At 48.0% G+C, this 16,877-nt stretch carries 14 protein-coding genes and 2 pseudogenes; 5 read left to right on the forward strand and 11 right to left on the reverse strand.

Going from position 1 to position 16,877, the window contains the following annotated elements:
- Positions 1 to 49: 49 nt before the first annotated feature.
- Positions 50 to 1,390 carry a Na+/H+ antiporter family protein gene (locus H740_RS08740; RefSeq protein ID WP_004323055.1) on the reverse strand — a complete coding sequence of 447 codons (1,341 nt, stop codon included), beginning with the start codon at positions 1,388 to 1,390 and terminating at the stop codon, positions 50 to 52.
- A gap of 71 nt (positions 1,391 to 1,461) precedes the next feature.
- On the reverse strand, positions 1,462 to 1,695 hold the full coding sequence (locus tag H740_RS12230) for a hypothetical protein (protein WP_231679336.1): 234 nt from the start codon (positions 1,693 to 1,695) through the stop codon (positions 1,462 to 1,464).
- Positions 1,696 to 1,985: 290 nt separating this feature from the next.
- On the opposite strand from H740_RS12230, the pseudogene H740_RS12535 reads away from it, so the two are divergent.
- The 4 genes and pseudogenes from H740_RS12535 (at position 1,986) to yedF (ending at position 6,550) form a co-directional block, all read left to right on the forward strand.
- Positions 1,986 to 2,804, forward strand: a pseudogene (locus tag H740_RS12535) (CsgG/HfaB family protein).
- 235 nt (positions 2,805 to 3,039) lie between these two features.
- Positions 3,040 to 4,713, forward strand: a complete 1,674-nt coding sequence (gene ilvD, locus H740_RS08755) for a dihydroxy-acid dehydratase (protein ID WP_004323058.1) — start codon at positions 3,040 to 3,042, stop codon at positions 4,711 to 4,713.
- A gap of 383 nt (positions 4,714 to 5,096) precedes the next feature.
- Positions 5,097 to 6,306, forward strand: a pseudogene (gene yedE, locus H740_RS11560) (selenium metabolism membrane protein YedE/FdhT).
- Between the two features lies 1 nt (position 6,307).
- Positions 6,308 to 6,550: a sulfurtransferase-like selenium metabolism protein YedF gene (gene yedF, locus H740_RS08770; protein WP_004323059.1), complete on the forward strand. Its 243-nt coding sequence runs from the start codon at positions 6,308 to 6,310 to the stop codon at positions 6,548 to 6,550.
- Positions 6,551 to 6,942: 392 nt separating this feature from the next.
- Here yedF and H740_RS08780 read toward each other — a convergent pair whose 3' ends face one another.
- The 5 genes from H740_RS08780 to H740_RS08795 all read right to left on the reverse strand — a co-directional run bounded on the left by H740_RS08780 (position 6,943) and on the right by H740_RS08795 (position 11,162).
- A complete protein-coding gene (locus H740_RS08780) occupies positions 6,943 to 8,088 on the reverse strand; it encodes an iron-containing alcohol dehydrogenase (RefSeq protein WP_004323062.1) in 1,146 nt (381 codons plus the stop codon).
- A gap of 79 nt (positions 8,089 to 8,167) precedes the next feature.
- Complete coding sequence (locus tag H740_RS12465; RefSeq protein WP_002943393.1) at positions 8,168 to 8,296, reverse strand: hypothetical protein; 129 nt, start codon at positions 8,294 to 8,296, stop codon at positions 8,168 to 8,170.
- An 8-nt stretch (positions 8,297 to 8,304) separates the two neighbouring features.
- Positions 8,305 to 9,423: a cytochrome d ubiquinol oxidase subunit II gene (locus tag H740_RS08785; protein ID WP_004323063.1), complete on the reverse strand. Its 1,119-nt coding sequence runs from the start codon at positions 9,421 to 9,423 to the stop codon at positions 8,305 to 8,307.
- Entirely contained in the window at positions 9,416 to 10,945 is a 1,530-nt protein-coding gene (locus H740_RS08790) for a cytochrome ubiquinol oxidase subunit I (RefSeq protein WP_004323065.1), read from the reverse strand. The genes H740_RS08785 and H740_RS08790 overlap by 8 nt, the downstream gene beginning before the upstream one ends.
- A gap of 1 nt (position 10,946) precedes the next feature.
- On the reverse strand, positions 10,947 to 11,162 hold the full coding sequence (locus tag H740_RS08795) for a DUF4492 domain-containing protein (RefSeq protein ID WP_034957811.1): 216 nt from the start codon (positions 11,160 to 11,162) through the stop codon (positions 10,947 to 10,949).
- A gap of 132 nt (positions 11,163 to 11,294) precedes the next feature.
- Here H740_RS08795 and H740_RS08800 point away from each other — a divergent pair, with 132 nt between their 5' ends.
- On the forward strand, positions 11,295 to 12,959 hold the full coding sequence (locus H740_RS08800) for a CTP synthase (RefSeq protein WP_004323067.1): 1,665 nt from the start codon (positions 11,295 to 11,297) through the stop codon (positions 12,957 to 12,959).
- A gap of 22 nt (positions 12,960 to 12,981) precedes the next feature.
- Here H740_RS08800 and H740_RS08805 read toward each other — a convergent pair whose 3' ends face one another.
- The 4 genes from H740_RS08805 to H740_RS08820 are packed head-to-tail and all read right to left on the reverse strand — an operon-like array spanning position 12,982 to position 16,759.
- The gene (locus tag H740_RS08805; RefSeq protein ID WP_004323070.1) at positions 12,982 to 13,824 is read right to left on the reverse strand and encodes an ATP-grasp domain-containing protein; all 843 of its coding nucleotides are present in this window, start codon (positions 13,822 to 13,824) and stop codon (positions 12,982 to 12,984) included.
- A 3-nt stretch (positions 13,825 to 13,827) separates the two neighbouring features.
- Positions 13,828 to 14,601 carry an ABC transporter ATP-binding protein gene (locus tag H740_RS08810; RefSeq protein ID WP_004323072.1) on the reverse strand — a complete coding sequence of 258 codons (774 nt, stop codon included), beginning with the start codon at positions 14,599 to 14,601 and terminating at the stop codon, positions 13,828 to 13,830.
- Positions 14,595 to 15,650 carry a FecCD family ABC transporter permease gene (locus H740_RS08815; protein ID WP_004321669.1) on the reverse strand — a complete coding sequence of 352 codons (1,056 nt, stop codon included), beginning with the start codon at positions 15,648 to 15,650 and terminating at the stop codon, positions 14,595 to 14,597. The genes H740_RS08810 and H740_RS08815 overlap by 7 nt, the downstream gene beginning before the upstream one ends.
- Entirely contained in the window at positions 15,647 to 16,759 is a 1,113-nt protein-coding gene (locus H740_RS08820; RefSeq protein ID WP_004323074.1) for an ABC transporter substrate-binding protein, read from the reverse strand. The genes H740_RS08815 and H740_RS08820 overlap by 4 nt, the downstream gene beginning before the upstream one ends.
- Between the last annotated feature and the right edge of the window lie 118 nt (positions 16,760 to 16,877).

Genomic DNA, 16,877 nt, shown 5'->3' on the forward strand with positions numbered 1-16,877 from the left:
AAATTTTTACTAGCTCCGTTAAAGACGCTCACGAGGCAAGCCACTAAATTTACAAAATCATCGCTCCGATAACGCCGCCAATTAGAAGCGGTATATTAAAGAATATAAACGTCGGCACGCACGTATCATATATGTGATTGTGCTGGCCGTCGGCGTTTAGACCGCTCGTAGGCCCTAGCGTGCTGTCGCTAGCGGGACTGCCCGCATCGCCCAGAGCCGCCGCTATACCAACTAACAAGATGATCGCCGCCGGAGAAAATCCGAGCGAAAGCGAAAACGGTACGTAGATCGCCGCGATGATCGGTATCGTGCCAAAGCTCGTGCCGATACCCATAGTAACGAGCAGACCGATAGCTAGCATCAGTATCGCGCCGCCTATTTTGCCTCCGGCGACCGCGCTAGCAAAGCTCACTAGCTGCTCGATACCGCCGCTCTCGCGCAAGACCGAGCCAAAGCCTGCGGCAACGAGCATGATAAATGCGATAAAGCCCATCATCGCTAGGCCGCTGTCCATGATTTTGTCGATTTTTCGGTACTCGATACCGCCAAAAACCACCATAACTAGTAGTCCTAAAAGCGCGCCAAGGGGCATACTCTCGGTATAAATTTGCACTCCAAACGCCGCAACCGCGCCGCCAAGCACCGCCCACTCTTTTTTCGTCATTTTTAGGTTTGCGGCCATCTGTGCCTCTTGCTCTTCGCTCGTTTCAAATTTGGTGTGCGCGTAGTCGCGTCTTTTGCGGTAAAAGACGAAAATCGCCAAAAAGAGTCCGACTAGCATCGAGGCTCCACCTATCCACATCACGCTTGAGATCTGGCTCATCTGTACCGTTACGCCGTTGTTTGCGAGCTCTTTTTGTATGATACCGTGAAAGATAAGGCCAAAACCGACGCTAAGGCTAACGTACGGCGCCTTTAGTCCAAAAGTTAGCGCGCACGCCACGGCTCGGCGGTCGATGCCTAGGCGGTTCATCAGCGGCAAAAGCGGAGGAATGAGAATCGGGATGAAAGCGATATGCACGGGAATCAAATTTTGCGACAAGCACGCGATTGCGGCGATGATAAGCGCGAAATAGGTACTGGTTTTTGCTAGAGCCTTGCTAACGGCGTTTATGAGGATCGCGGTTAGGTTCGTGTTTGCTATCGCGGCTGCGAGAGCGCCTAGCAGGATGTAGCTGAGCGAGGTTTCTAGGTTGCCCTTCATACCCGTTATCAGCGTAGAGGTGGTGGCCGTTAGCGCGTCGAAAAAGGCTCCTACGCCGGCAAATCCGCCGTGATAGATAAGTCCCGCGACTAGGGCGGAGACGAGGATGGAAAGCAGGATGTTAAACCTTAGCAAACAAAGCACAGTCATCACGAGGATACTGATTACGACGGGGTTGGTTAGCATTATTTTCCTTTTTGTAAATCAAATTTCGCCGCCGATCAAATTTGGCGACTGGCGACTAACGGGCGTCAAATTTATCTAACGCGGATGCCTAGTCTCGGTTTGTTATTATAATATTCGTCGTCTCGGTCGTTATATCCATCATCGTATCCGTCATTATAACCTCTATTATAACCACTATCTCCATCATCGTATCCGTCATATCTGCCGATACCGTTTTGTCTCATGTATTGATCAGTGAGTTCCCTACGGTAATCTTTTCTTTTATAGTTTCTTCTGTATCCATCGTCGTAACGGTCGTCTAGCATCAAAATAACGTCGGAATTTGAAAGTATATCGTTGCAATATCCATCTTTGCAGCGTTTTTTATTATAAGCTTTTCCGTTTGGTACGATAATTAAAGATTCGTTTGAATATCTGTCGTAAGCGTCTGCAAAGTTTATAAAAAGAGCAACGATAAGACCTATTAAAGCAAACTTCTTCATGAAAAATCCTTTCTAGTTAATTTTTAATCATTTTATAATATAAAATTTAAAGTAAAGTAAATTTTTAGCGCAAATATAATACAATTTCTCGAAATTTTTTCAAGGAGTAAATAATGATAAAATCGTTTTTTGGCGCGTCGAAGATTGCGGCTTTGGCTTTGCCTTTTCTTTTGACGGGTTGTATGTCGTCGATGAATATGGGCTCAAGCAGCGCCAAAACGACTGCTACGGGCTCTGCGGGCGGTTCAAATTCTCAAAACGCAAATGCTCAACTTCAAAAATGTTCTCAATCTTTAGGCACCGTGGTGATTTACGAAGATAGAGATTCTGACTGGTATACCGTACTTACAAGAGATTATAGGCTTCCTTCTACCGTTCCGGTTCTTAGGCTTTTAGCGCAACAATCAAACTGCTTTGTCGTCGTCGAGCGCGGTAAGGCATTTAACCAAATGATGGAAGAGCGTGCCTTGATGCAGTCGGGCGAACTTAGAAAAAATTCAAATTTTTAAAAAAGGCAGATGGTTGCCGCAGACTACACTTTAACGCCTTCGATAACTTTTAGCGCAAGCGATACTAGCGGTATCGGTGGCGTAGTCGGCGCATTTTTTGGCGGCGTAGCCGGCGCGGTAGCCGGTGGATTTAGCACGAGTGATGCCAGTACGATGCTGACTCTTATCGAAAACCGCTCTGGCGTACAGTTAGCGGCAGCTGAGGGAAGCGCTAGAAATACTGATTTTGCAGGACTTGGCGGACTGTTCGGCGGTAGAGCAGGCGGATCTCTCGGTGCATATGCTAACACTCCTGAGGGCAAAGTCATCGTAGCGGCCTTCACCGACTCGATGAATAACCTAATCGACGCCGTCAGAAACTACAAAATGCAAACCGTAAAAGGCGGTTTGGGCGCGGGCGGCGCGATGAAAGTAGCGGATTGATTTTATCTTCGCTAGGCTAGATGCGGCCAAAACCGCTCTAGCCATTTTATAAGCGCGAGGCAAGCTCCGCTTTGCGCTTAAATTTGAGCTTTCGGGTTCAAATTTTCTCACGATAAAACGTAAATTTTAGATTTTGCACGTATGATTGCCGTGCTGTGCATACTCTTTTAAATTTTTATGCTTATGTAATTAAATAATTGATAAAATCGCCCAAATTCCACTAAAAGGATCAAATTTGAGAAGCGACATCATCAAAAAAGGCTATACGCGCGCGCCGCACAGAAGCTTGCTAAGAGCGACAGGACTAAAGGACGAGGACTTTGAAAAGCCCTTTATCGGCGTGGCAAACAGCTTTATCGAGATCATCCCGGGGCACTTTTTTCTCAACAAATACTCCGAAATTTTAAAAGACGAGATCCGCAAAAACGGCTGCGTGCCGTTTGAGTTTAACTGCATCGGCGTGGACGACGGCATCGCGATGGGACACGCCGGGATGCTCTATAGCCTGCCTAGCCGCGAGCTCATCGCAAACTCCATAGAAACGGTGATGAACGCGCACGCCCTGGACGCTCTTGTGTGTATGCCAAACTGCGATAAAATCGTGCCCGGCATGGTAATGGGCGCGCTTCGCGTGAACGTGCCGACGGTTTTCGTTAGCGGCGGCCCGATGAAAAAGGGCTATACCAAAAAAGGCGAGCCGATCGACCTTGCGACTGCGTTTGAGGCGGTGGGTAAATTTGAAACCAAAGAGATCAGCGCCGAGGAGCTAAAAGAGATTGAGTGCGCCGCCTGTCCGAGCGGGGGCAGCTGCTCGGGGATGTTTACGGCAAACTCGATGAATACGCTATGCGAAGCGATGGGAATCGCGCTAAAAGGCAACGGCACCGTGCCAGCACTTACGCCAGAGCGCGAGGAGCTTATCCGCAAGGCTGGACGTCGTATCTGCGAGATTGCGCTCGATGAAAAATACAAAATCCGCAACATTGTGAACGAAAAATCGATCCAAAACGCCCTAGTCGTCGACATGGCGATGGGCGGCAGCAGCAACACCGTGCTGCATATCCTAGCTATCGCGCGCGAAGCGGGGGTAAATTTACAGATCGCGGGGCTCAACGAAATCAGCCGCAAGATCGCTCACATCGCTAAAATCAGCCCGAGCTTGCCAAATATCCACATGGAGGACATCGACCGCGCGGGCGGCCTAAGCGCCGTGATAAACGAGATTTCGCGCCGCGACAACGGCCTGCTGGACTTAGGCGCGCCGACCGTCACGGGCGAGAGCCTAGGCGAGCGCGTGGGTGCTAGCATCATAAAAGACGAAGAGGTCATCCACAAGGTCGAAAACGCCTATTCGGACGTGGGCGGACTGGCGATTTTGTTTGGAAATTTAGCCGAGCAAGGCTGCGTCATAAAAACCGCGGGCATCATCGGCGAGCGTAAATTTAGCGGCAAGGCAGTTTGCTTTAATAGCCAAGACGAGGCGATAGAGGGCATCTCAAATGGCAAAGTCGGCAAAGGCGACGTGGTCGTTATCCGCTACGAAGGGCCGCGCGGAGGCCCGGGCATGCAGGAGATGCTAAGCCCAACGAGCCTAATCATGGGGCGCGGACTGGGCGCGGACGTGGCGCTAATCACGGACGGACGTTTTAGCGGTGCTACGAGAGGGCTAAGCGTCGGACATGTGAGCCCGGAGGCCGCCGAGGGCGGCATGATCGGACTGCTGCAAGACGGCGACATCATCGATATCGACGTGGATACGTATGCGATCAGCGTGCGCTTAAGCGAAGCCGAGATCTCTGAGCGCAGGGCTAAATTTAAGCCGATCGAAAAACCGCTGCCGTACCGCTGGCTGCGAATGTATCGCAAACTGGTCACAAACGCTAGCAATGGAGCGATTTTGGAGGCGTAAGACTTTATATCTAAGGATATTTTAGTCAAAACGCTAGGTTCTCTTTGGTCTAAATACAGGCAAAGCGGTGGCAACTAAAGAGAACCGCTTAAAATATTCTCGAAAAAGCAAAATCCGGCGGCAAATGCCGGCCGAAAGTTGCGGTAAAAGATCTCAATGAAAACAAAAAAGATGATTATAGATTTTATATTTTAGAGAAAAATATCGCAAATTAATCTAGCTAAATTTTAATTTTATTTAATAATATCTTAGCTACAATTCTTATTTTTTAGCGTCAAGTTTGACGACCACGTTTTAGGATACCTAGATGACTACCTCATAGATACGCGTTTAATCTCAAATTTTAGTCTCGCGGGGCGAGGAAATTAATACAAAGAAAATTTATGTTTAAAGAATTTAGAACAAAATATCTAACGAATTTCTGGAACGTCGGGCAGGCGATGATTATCCTAGCCATCGTTGCGACCGTGTATTTTGGGATTTTTGGCGGCGGATGGGCGGTGACCGGCGAGATGACGCGCTGGGGCGGCGAGTTTTTGGAGCTTTTCGGGATGGATCTTAGCGGCTACTCCTACTACAAGATCACGAATCTTGACGGCAACCCGCTCACGCGCTTTGAGGGGCTTATGCTAATAGGCATGTTTGTGGGCGCTACGATCGCGGCATTTATGGCAAATAAAGTCAAATTTCGCCTACCCGCAAGCAAAATTCGCGTTTTTCAAGCTATCGTCGGCGGAGTGCTTTCGGCATTTTGGCGCGCGTCTGGCCTTTGGCTGCAACCTGCTTGATTTTTTCACCGGACTGCCGTATTTTTCGCTGCATACGTGGCTTTTTGCGGTATTTATGGTGCTTGGCATCTACGTCGCCGTCAAGGTCGGCAAGCTGCCTATCTTTATGCCTAAAACCGAACTTAAAAACTTCGGCTCAAAAGGCAAAGGCACGACGCACGACAAAGGCCGTGCCGACCGAAATTTCGCCGTCGGCGTGATTATCGCGATTTTAGCGATTATCTGGTTTGCGTATCTTTTGATGCAGTCGCCGGCGCTCGATCTAAAAGTCAAAGCTAGCATCCTGCCGCTTGGACTGCTTTTCGGGCTGGTTTTTGGTTTTATTATCTCAAAGGGTCAAATTTGCTTTACTTCGTGCTTTCGCGACCTGTTTTTATTCGGCAGGGACGTTGCGACGAAGGGCGCTTTTTACGGCATGATAATCGCCACGCTCATCGTTTTCGTGCTGATGCTAAACGGCTACGTCGGCAAGGTTACGAATTTCTCGCCGGCGGTTGCGATCGGAGCGTTTTTGTTCGGTTTCGGCATCGTATTTGCGGGCGGCTGCGAGTGCGGCTGGACGTATAGAGCCACCGAAGGGCAGCTACACTTTATGATCGTTGGCGTCGCAAACGTCGTAGGAACCATGGTGTTAGCCCTTAGCTACGATCTCATCCCGGCATGGATCAAAGACGGCCCCAAAATCCAGCTTTTAGAGGTATTCGGTCCGCTGGGCGGCTTAGCGGTAAATTTGTGTTTATTTGTTTCGGCGCTGCTGCTGGTGTTTATCTACAAACGAAATTTCTTTGCCAAAGGAGGCTACTAAGATGCATGAAGACGATTTTGAAATAAGCTATACGCTCGATATCCTGGGCGAGGCTTGCCCCATGCCCGCCGTCGCGACGCTAGAAATCCTACCGAAAATGAAAAGCGGCGAGGTGCTAGAAGTACTTTGCGACTGCCCGCAGGCGATAAACTCGATCCCTTACGACGCGAGAAACAGGGGCTTTGAAGTGCTTAAAATCGAGCAAGACGGTCCGACGCTTAGATTTATCATCAAAAAGCCTTAGTTTAAATTTAGGCGCAGAGTAGGGTTTAGGCGCGCCCTGCTCTATTTTGCTACGGCGGGCGGGTAAGTTTGCCGATTGCAAAGTAAATTTTGCTCGCCCGGCCGCGTTTTGTTTATCTTGCGCGCTTAAATTTATGATTCGTGCGGTATTTTGCGTTGCCGTTTTCGTCATACCGAAAATTTACCCGCCGCGCGCGTATCTCGTACTTTTGCGTTTAAATTCGCAACCCGGAAAAACTCGGAGCAAATTTAAAGCGCGAAATTTGAAACCTAAAACCGACTCCGCTTTGCCAAAGCACCGAAATTTCTCAATTTATCTCGCGGCGGTTAAATTTAAACCGGTGCATTTTCGTATCTTGTTAGCGCCGAATTTAGCCGCAAATTTACTCAAATTTACTTCGCTAGCTCAAAAATCGCTTTGATATTTTCTTTCGTGTAGAGCTTGTCTTTGCGCCAGTTTACCGCGTAGTCATAGGCTAAATTTACGACTTCCTCTAGCGTCTCGCCCTCTATGCCGACGGCTTTTAGGCTAACCGGAGCTCCGATTTTGCTAAGCCACGTTTTAAATGCGGCGATGCCTTCGTCGGCTGAGTTTACGCCGAAAATTTCCCTTGCAAAACGCTCGAATGCGCCCAAATTTCGGCTCTTATACCACTTCATCCACGCAGGCATTATGACTGCTAGGCCCGCTCCGTGCGCGCAGTTTACGACCGCGCTCATGGCGTGCTCGAGCATGTGGTTGGGGTAGGAGTAGCCGTGCGTGCCGACGTATGTTAGGCCGTTTAGCGCCATCGTCGCCGCCCAGGCAAACTCGGCTCTAGCATCGTAGTTATCGGGGTCAGCTAGTAAAATTTCAGTCGTTTTCATCACGGTTTTGATGTTGGCTTCGATGTAGAGATTGATGATGTCAGGTTGCACTTTAGCCGTGAAGTATCCCTCGATGCTGTGCGCGATGATATCGGCGGCGGAGTAGACTAGGTACTCGCGGCTAACGCTTGCTTGCAGCTGCGGGTTTACGACCGAGACTAGCGGATATAGCACGTCGCCGTGGATGGCGAATTTTTGTTTTGTAGCTTCGTTTGTCACGACCGCACCCGAGTTCATCTCGCTGCCCGTCGCCGCAAGAGTTATGATGTCAAAAATTTTGAGCGCGCGGCTTGGGTTTTTACCCGTGAAAAAATCCCACACGTCGCCCTCGTGTAGTGTGCCCGCGGCGATGGCTTTGGCGCTATCTAGACAGGAGCCTCCGCCTACGCTTAGCACGCTGTCGGCGTTAAATTTCCTAGCTAGCTTGATGCCTTCGTAAACTTTGTTTAGCACTGGGTTACTAACCACGCCGCCAAGCTCTATAAACTCGATGCCGTTTTCTTTTAGGCTCGCTGCGACCGTATCGAAGAGTCCGTCTTTTTTGATGCGTTCGCTGCCGTAGATCAGTAGGGTTCTTTTAGCGTCAAATTCGCGCATATAAAGCCCGATATTTTGCTCTTTGCCTCTACCAAATTGTATTTTTGTGGGGTTGTGAAAAGTGAAGTCAAACATCTCGTTCTCCTTAAAATTTTAGCCTCATTATAGCGATAAAAGCTAAAATTTAAGTAGAACGAGATTTGCGGATCAGCGCTTATTCGCGCAAATTTCCAAAGTATTTGTCGTCGTTTTTCTCGACGTGTTTGATGTTAAAATGGACGAATTTATATCCGCCAAAAAGCGCCAAAACCCAAAGAAAAAGAAAAACTATCGCTTCTATCATTTTTATCCTTAATATGCGTGATGATCGTGCTTGATCTCGTCGGCCGTGATCTTTTTGCTATCCATCGCGCGCCAAACGACGAAAATATAGCCCAAAACAAACGGCACTAGCAGGCTCACGTATGCCATGACGTTTAGCGTGTAGTGGCTGGAGCTTGCGTTTTTGATCGTGAGTGAGCTTTGTAAATTTGAAAACGACGGATAAAACGCCGTATCCGCAAGGCCTGCTATCAAAAATAGTCCCGTAACCGTTAGCACTACGCCCACGCCGTAAGGTACTACGCCGTAGATGCTGGTCGTAAACGCGCCCTTAAATATACCAAAAAGCACGAGTCCGACGCCTATAACTATCATAGCTGCAACAAGCGGCATCTGGAGTAAATTTAGAGCGTATTTAAAGCCAACTAAGCTTACTACGCCGCTCTCGTCGTAGGCAAAGCCAGTTTTCGTAAACACCCAAGCGATGAATATCAAAAAGAACGGCAAAAATAAAATAGTATTTTTTAGCGCCGCTTTTCTGGCGTTAGCCCTTAGCTCTGCATCGTCGATGTTGTTTATAAGGTAGAGCGCTCCGCCCACACGAGCTAGGAAAAACATCGCGATGCCTAGCGGATATAGCATGATATTGCCCAGCGCTTCAAGTCCGCGAAACGGCGTCTGCCACTGTACGAAGTTGTGCTCGTTTAGTAAAAAGTCGCTGCCAGAAAAAAACGTGCTAACGGCCATGCCGATTAAAATAACGCCTAAAGAGCCGTTTATGAAAAGGAAAATTTCATAGGTTTTTTGGCCTAGGAAGTTGTCCGGTTTTTTGCGGTATTCGTAGCTCACGGCTTGGAGGATAAAGCAAAACAAAATCGCCAGCCACACCCAGTACGCGCCGCCGAAGCTCGTCGCGTAAAACAGCGGAAACGCCGCAAAGCACGCGCCGCCGAACATTACGAGCGTGGTAAAAGTAAGCTCCCATTTACGCCCGATAGAATTTATCACCATGTCCTTTTGAAGCTCGTTTTTGCAAAGTCCGAAAAGTAGCGTCTGCCCGCCCTGAACGAACATCATAAACACTAGCAAACCGCCTAGCAAGCTAACTACGCACCACCAGTAAATTTGTAAAAATTCTAAACTAAGCATGGTTTTCAAATCCTATTTTTATCTGTTTTAGCATGATTTTTATCTCGGCTATCAAAAGCGCCGTAAATAAAACGGCAAATAGCCAGAACGAAATTTTGACGTTGGTATCGGCTAAATTCGTCGCTCCCACGCCCACGGTCATGAGGTCTTGCACGACCCACGGCTGACGCCCGACTTCGGCTACTATCCAGCCCGCCTCGATCGCCACTAGCCCTAGCGGGATACTAAATACGCACGCCCACAGCAGCTTTTTGAAATTTTCGATATCGTTTGCCATCGTAAGATACGTAACGACCAAAAATAAAGCCAAAAAGTAAGTACCAAGAGCCACCATCAAGTGAAAGCTATAAAACGTAATGCCGACCGGCGGCACGGCGCTTTCCGGGGATTTTAGGTATCCGTAGCCTAGAAATTTCATATTTTGAGCTAGGGTTTGCTCGGCTTGCTCCATCGCGGCTTTATCTCCCGATTTTTTAGCGGCGTTGTAGCTAGCTAGCGCGCTAACGGCTAGCGAGCCTTTAGCCATCTTGCTTGCGACGCTCTCTATATTTTGCGCTTCGTTGCCGTAGACTAAATCCTCGATTCCCGGAGTAAAGCTATCAAATTTTCTAGTAGCCATGATTCCAAGCGCGTAAGGCACTTTTAGTTCGAGTAAAAACGCGTCCTTGCCGTCGCCATGTTTTTTAGACGGATCTAGCACGCCCATCGCGACTAGGCCGGCGTTTTGTTCGCCTTTATAAAGGCCTTCCATCGCGGCTAGTTTCATCGGCTGAGTACGAGCGACCTGATATGCGCTCTCGTCGCCGCTAAACATCAAAAATAGCGACGTCGCAAGCCCGAAGCTTGCCGCTACGACGATGGATTTTTTAGCCATGACTAGGTGGCGTCCTTTTAGGATAAACCACGCTGAAATTCCTATCACGAAAAGCGCGCTAGCGACGTAGCCGCTAGTTACGGTGTGTAAAAATTTGATGATACCTACCGGGCTAAGTGCCACCTCGAAGAAATTCTCCATTTCCATTCTAGCCGTCGCAGGGTTAAATTTCATACCCACCGGATACTGCATCCAGCCGTTTGCGATAAGAATCCAAAGCGCGCTCAAATTTGAACCGATAGCCACGAGCCAGGTCGAGATGAGGTGAAATTTCTTGCTAACCTTATCCCAGCCAAAAAACATAACGGCAAAGAATGTCGCCTCCATAAAAAATGCGAGCAAGCCCTCGATAGCTAGCGGCGCGCCGAAGATGTCGCCGACAAACCAGCTGTAGTTCGCCCAGTTGGTGCCGAACTCAAATTCCATTATGATACCGGTAGCTACGCCGATAGCGAAGTTTATACCGAAGAGTTTGAGCCAAAATTTGGTGATTTTTAGCCACTGCTCGCTGCCGGTTTTGACGTAAATACTCTCCATAATGGCGATGATAAAACTAAGTCCCAGCGTGAGCGGAACAAACAAAAAGTGGTATATGGCGGTGAGCGCAAACTGCGCGCGCGACCAATCGACCGAAGCGATTTCAGACATTTTATTCCTTTGTCAAATTTGAGATGACGAAGTCCGCTTTGGCCTCGTCGCTCTCAAATTTTGAATTTAAACTTTCATCAAAGATAAATACTTTTAAAATTCCGAACATTATAAGCAGCTTGATAGCTATCACGAACCACAGGCTCTTTCCGAGCTTCATGTTCCTAAAGCCGTCTATATACAAAGACGAGATATTTTTAATATATTTTTTAATCATAACTTAACATACTACAGAAATTTAACTTAAAATATAATTTTAAAGTTTTGATTTTATAAAATTATTTATGCTCTCAAGCGTTTATAAATTTTAAATAAGGTATAATCTCGCTAAAAATTTAAAAGGCGCGATATGCAAAAAAATCTAAATGAAACAAAGTATATTTTTATAACGGGCGGCGTGCTAAGTTCGCTAGGTAAGGGCATCGCGGCGGCTTCTATCGCCACGCTTCTTAAAAACACGGGCTTAAAAGTAAGCATGCTAAAGGCTGATCCTTACATCAACGTGGATCCCGGCACTATGAGCCCGCTCGAGCACGGCGAGGTTTTCGTCACCGACGACGGCGCGGAGACGGATCTGGATCTAGGGCACTACGAGAGATTTTTAGACGAGAGCCTAAGCCAGGATAACAACTTCACGACCGGCCGCGTTTATAGCTCCGTCATCGAAAAAGAGCGCAGAGGCGACTATCTAGGCAAAACGATCCAAGTCATCCCGCACATCGTGGGCGAGATCGTGGACCGCATCAAAAAGGCGGGCGAGGGTCGCGACATACTGATCGTTGAAATCGGCGGTACGGTAGGCGACATCGAGGGATTGCCGTTTTTGGAGGCTATCCGCGCCCTTCGCATCGAGGTCGGTCGCAAGCGCGCGATGAATATCCACCTAACTCTCGTTCCGTTTATAAAAGTCGCTGGCGAGCTAAAAACCAAACCAACCCAGCACAGCGTCGGTGAGCTGCGCCGTATCGGTATCAGCCCCGATATGATCATCTGCCGCGCCGAGCAGCCGCTAAATCGCGAGTTAAAAGATAAAATAGCCGCCAGCTGCGGCGTAGAGCGCAACTGCGTCATCGAGAGTATAGATTCAGCCAGCATCTATCAGGTGCCGCTTGCGTTTTATAACCAAGATATTTTGACCCCGATCGCCGAAATTTTAAATTTGGGCGAGCTAAAACTTGATATGCGCAACTGGGACAGCCTGGTTAAGCGCATTATCGCGCCTACGAAAGAGATCACGATAGCGTTCGTGGGTAAATACGTCGATCTAAAAGAGAGCTACAAGAGCCTAACCGAGAGCATCATCCACGCGGGCGCGAGCCTTGACGCGAGGGTAAATTTAAAGTGGATAGATAGCGAGAAAATCGAGCCCTCAAACGTCGATGAACTACTAAAAGACGTGGGCGGCGTACTAGTTGCCGGAGGATTTGGTGAGCGCGGCGTGAGCGGCAAGATCGAAGCGATCAAATACGCCCGCGAAAACGGCGTGCCGTATCTTGGCATCTGCCTAGGCATGCAGCTAGCGCTCATCGAGTTTGCTCGCAACGTGCTAAAGCTCGAGGACGCAAATTCGGTCGAATTTAAGCCCGAGTGCGTAAATCCTATCATCTATCTCATCGATAGTTTCATCGACGCGCACGGCCAGACGCAGATCCGCACGCACCAAAGCCCGGTCGGCGGGACGATGAGGCTTGGCGCGTATACATGCGACGTGAAGCCCGGCTCGCTGCTAAGTCAAATTTACGGCGGCGCTAAATGCGTCAAAGAGCGCCATCGCCACCGCTACGAGGCAAATCCGAAATACAGAGCCGAATTTGAAGCAAACGGCCTGATAGTTAGCGGCGAGAGCGACGGACTGATCGAGGCCGTCGAGCTTAGCTCGCCTTTGGCTGGCGCTAAAAACTCGCATCCATGGTTTGTTGGCGTGCAGTTTCATCCGGAGTTCACTAGCCGTCTAACGAATCCAAATCCCGTAGTTTTGGGCTTTATCAAAGCTAGCTTAGGAAACCCAAAATAATCAAATTTAGAGCCGATCGGCTCTAAATTTTCTTTTCCGTGACAAATTTATCTAGGATTACTTTTACGAATTTTTCGGTAGAGTTTTTGCCGTAGCTAAAATAAAGACTAGGCTCGATAAGCTCGACTTCGTTGATTAAAATTTTATCTTTTGCGCCGATTAGATCTATCCTTGCGTAGACGGGATTAAAGGCAAGCCTAGCTAAAACGTCTCGCGCGACGTTTAAAAAGGCTGCAGTCGGCTCTACCGAGCTAATCTTAACGCCGAAATTCGAGTTTGCCCTATAATCGTCGCTAGCGGGCGAGCGGCGTACGGCGTGAGAAAAAACGCCGCCTAAAAATATCAAGCAAATTTCGCCGCTAACGGCGATCTCTTCGATAAAAGGCTGAAGCAAAGCTCCGTTTTTATATTCGCTTAAATTTGATATCTCGTCGATTTTAGCTACGCCGTTACCGCTCTGTCCGACGAGCGGTTTTATCACGCCGCCCGGGCAAATTCGCCTTAGCTCTTCTATATTTTCATCGCCGTTTAAAAGTATGCTAGGGATCGCGGGAAGTCCTAAGGCTTCAAGTTCTAAGAGGTATTTTTTCGATAAATTCCAACGCACGATCTCGGCGCCGTTTATCATCTTCGCTCCGCTTTTTTCAAGCTCGCCCAAAAACGATAAAAATTTAGCCGCGTCTAGGCTGTAATCCCAAGTCGCAAGCGGTAAAATCAAAGAATCTTCGTCTAGCGAACCGACATCTAAATTTTGCCACGGCACTATCTCACACTGTGCGCCGCCGTCGCTAAACGCGCGGCTTAAATTTCGCAAGTCCTCGTTGCCCTTTGCATAAGCAAGGCAACTTAAGATAAAAATCCTCACGCGCTACTCTACCCCGAACGCTGACTTTGCGACTACGGCCGGTACGCCGGCATCGTCGTAAAAAATATCCACGTTTACTTTATAAAGCTCTTGTATTAGCTCTTTAGTTATAGTTTTTTTAGCTTCGCCTTTGGCTTTTATCTTTCCGTCGCTTAGTAGCAACACCTCGTCGCTAAACTGCGACGCCAGCGATAAATCGTGCAGTATCATCACGGTAGTTATACCGTGCTCGCGCGTAAATTTTCTAACGCAGTCCAAAAGCACGCATTGATGGTGCATATCAAGAGCCGAAACAGGCTCGTCCAAAAGCAAAATTTTAGGCTTTTTGATAAGCACGGAGGCAAACATCACCATCTGGCGCTGGCCGCCCGAGAGCTGCATCACGTCGCGACCGGCTAGGTGCAAAATCCCTAGTTTTTTCATTATCTCTACGGCCGAGTTTATTTGTTCGTCTTTTAGATAAAGCCCGAGACTATCCATAAGTCCTAGCAAAACGACCTCAAGAGCCGTTAAACTCGCGTCTACGTAGCTATCTTGGGGCATGTAGCCGATTTTCTTTTTCCACGAGAAATGATTTTTGAAATTTAACCTCTCATCGCCGAATTTAATCTCGCCCTCATAGCCCATCTCGCCGAAAATCGCGCTTATGAGCGTAGTTTTGCCTGCGCCGTTAGGCCCTAGTACGGAGTAAACCTTACCTTCTTCAAAGCTAGCGTTTACGGCATCTGCCGTGCAAAGCGAGCCGCGGTATATCGTTAAATTCTTAAGCTCTAGCATACGTTTTTCCTTGAAAGGATGATCCAGAAGAAAAACGGCACGCCCACAAACGCCGTGATGATACCGACCGGAAAGAGTCCGCCCGGATTTATAACCTTAGAAAGTACCGAAGCTATCGACAAAAATGCTGCGCCGACGAAGATAGTAGTGGGTAGGAAAAATCTCTGATCCTCGCCGACTAAATTTCTAGCGATATGCGGAGCGACCAGGCCGATAAAGCCTATAACGCCGACGAAGCTAATAACCGTAGCCGTCATAACCGAAACTATAAGCAAAATTTTAATCCTAAGGGCGGATAAATTTACGCCCATGCTTTTGGCTCGTTCTTCGCCCAGTTTCAAAGCCGTTAGCGCCCAAGTATTTAGCATCAGTAGCGATATGCATACGACCGTTACGACCGTAGCGACGGCCAGCGTACTCCATTTAGCTTTTTGGAGGCTACCGAACAGCCAAAATAAAATCGCCTGCGAAATCTCGGGCGCGGACAAAAACTGCACCAAAGAGAGCATAGACTGAAACAAAAACAAAAGCGCGATACCGACTAAAACCAAAGTAGCCGATCCAAATCGCCTCATCATCGAAAACAAAAACAGTATAGACGCCGCTAGCATCGTCATAATAAACGCACCGATAGGCACGGCGTAAATTTGAGGCAGTCCAAACGAACCAAACGCCATCACCAGCGATGCGCCAAACCCCGCCGCCGCGGCAAGCCCCAGCGTATAGGGGCTTGCCATCGGGTTGTTTAAAAGAGTCTGTATCTCTGCGCCGCCCGCTCCCAAAGCTGCGCCTACGACTAAAGCCATAAGCGCTACGGGAAGCCTGATATCGTAAACGATGTGGTATAAAAATTTATCCTGCTCGCCGCCTAAAATCGGCTGTAAAAGCGTATCTACGACTTCTTTTGGCGATAGCATAGCAGGCCCGGTACCGATATCAAACACCATCGAGACAAGACCCACGGCTATAAAGCTCAAGATGATGATTAAGCGTTTAAATTCGCGCTTTCTATGAGCCTTTACGACCTCTTCGGAGCTTATTTTATTCATTTTTCGTCCGCTTGGATGGCTATAGTTCCGACGGGAACGACAGGCAAGTACTTTTTATGAAAATCAACGTAGGTCTTTATCGGATCTACGTCTTTAAATAGCTGCGGATACAAAGCTTTTGCGATATATTGCACCATCGCCATATCAGCAAGCGTTCTTGATGCACCCATATATAGGCCGTATAAGCGGTTATTTTTGATAGCGGGAAGCTCCGACCAACCGACGCGTTTTTTAAATCCGTCCAGTCTTTTTAACGCTTCGGCTTTATCTATATTTATGCCCATCACCATCGCGGTAGGCTCTTTTTTTAGTTCGGTTTCGCGACCTGTTATCATTATAACGTCGGGTTTTGCGGCTATGACTTGCTCGGCGTTGATGGGCGCCCACTGCTCGACTAGATCGGCTGCGATATTATCTCCGCCGGCTAAATCTATCAGCGAACCCCACATATCTTTACCGTAGGTTATCCCCGTGTCGTCAGGACCGCCGCGGCCGAATTCTATGTAAATTTTAGGTTTAGGCAAATTTGCTTTTGCGATGCGGTCGCCCACTTCTTTTACGGTGTCTTCGTATAGTTTAGAGATCTCGTCCGCTCTTTTTTCCTCGCCTAAAATTTCGCCTAAAATTTTAGTGCTTTTTACGTGAAGCTCAATCTTCTCGCGGTTATAATCAAGCACGACTATCGGGATATTTAGATCGGCTAAAGGCTTTAAATCAGGCTCTAGCACGTTATACTGCCAAGATGCGAGTATTAGCAAATCGGGTTTTAGAGAGATAACTTTTTCTACCGAGAACGTACCGACCTCTACCTCGCCGAAGTCCGCAAGCTTATTTAGCTGCGGTAGCGCCTTGCTATATAGATCCCAACTAGCAGGCGTCCAGTCCGTCCAAACCTCTTTTGAAAAGCCCACGACTTTATCTAAAGCCTTAGTGCCGCCGACGGCTAAAAAGTCGGTATAGTAAAAGCCCAAAGCTATGCGTTTAACGGGCAAATTTACCTTTACTTCGCGACCCAAGACGTCTTTTATAACCTTAGTTTCGGCCGCCGCTTGGGTCGCCGAAAATACCGCAAAAAGCACCAACAGCGCTTTTAAAAAAGTTCTTTTCATATCGTTCCTTTTTATTGAAATGAGAGCGCAATAATACAAAAATGCATCTTAACCTAGGTTTAAATATAATAATTAATATCATTTTAAATATAATTTCGACTTGTTTAAAATTATAAGA

Origin of the sequence: Campylobacter showae CC57C, assembly GCF_000344295.2 — a bacterium.
Lineage (GTDB): Bacteria > Campylobacterota > Campylobacteria > Campylobacterales > Campylobacteraceae > Campylobacter_A > Campylobacter_A showae_B.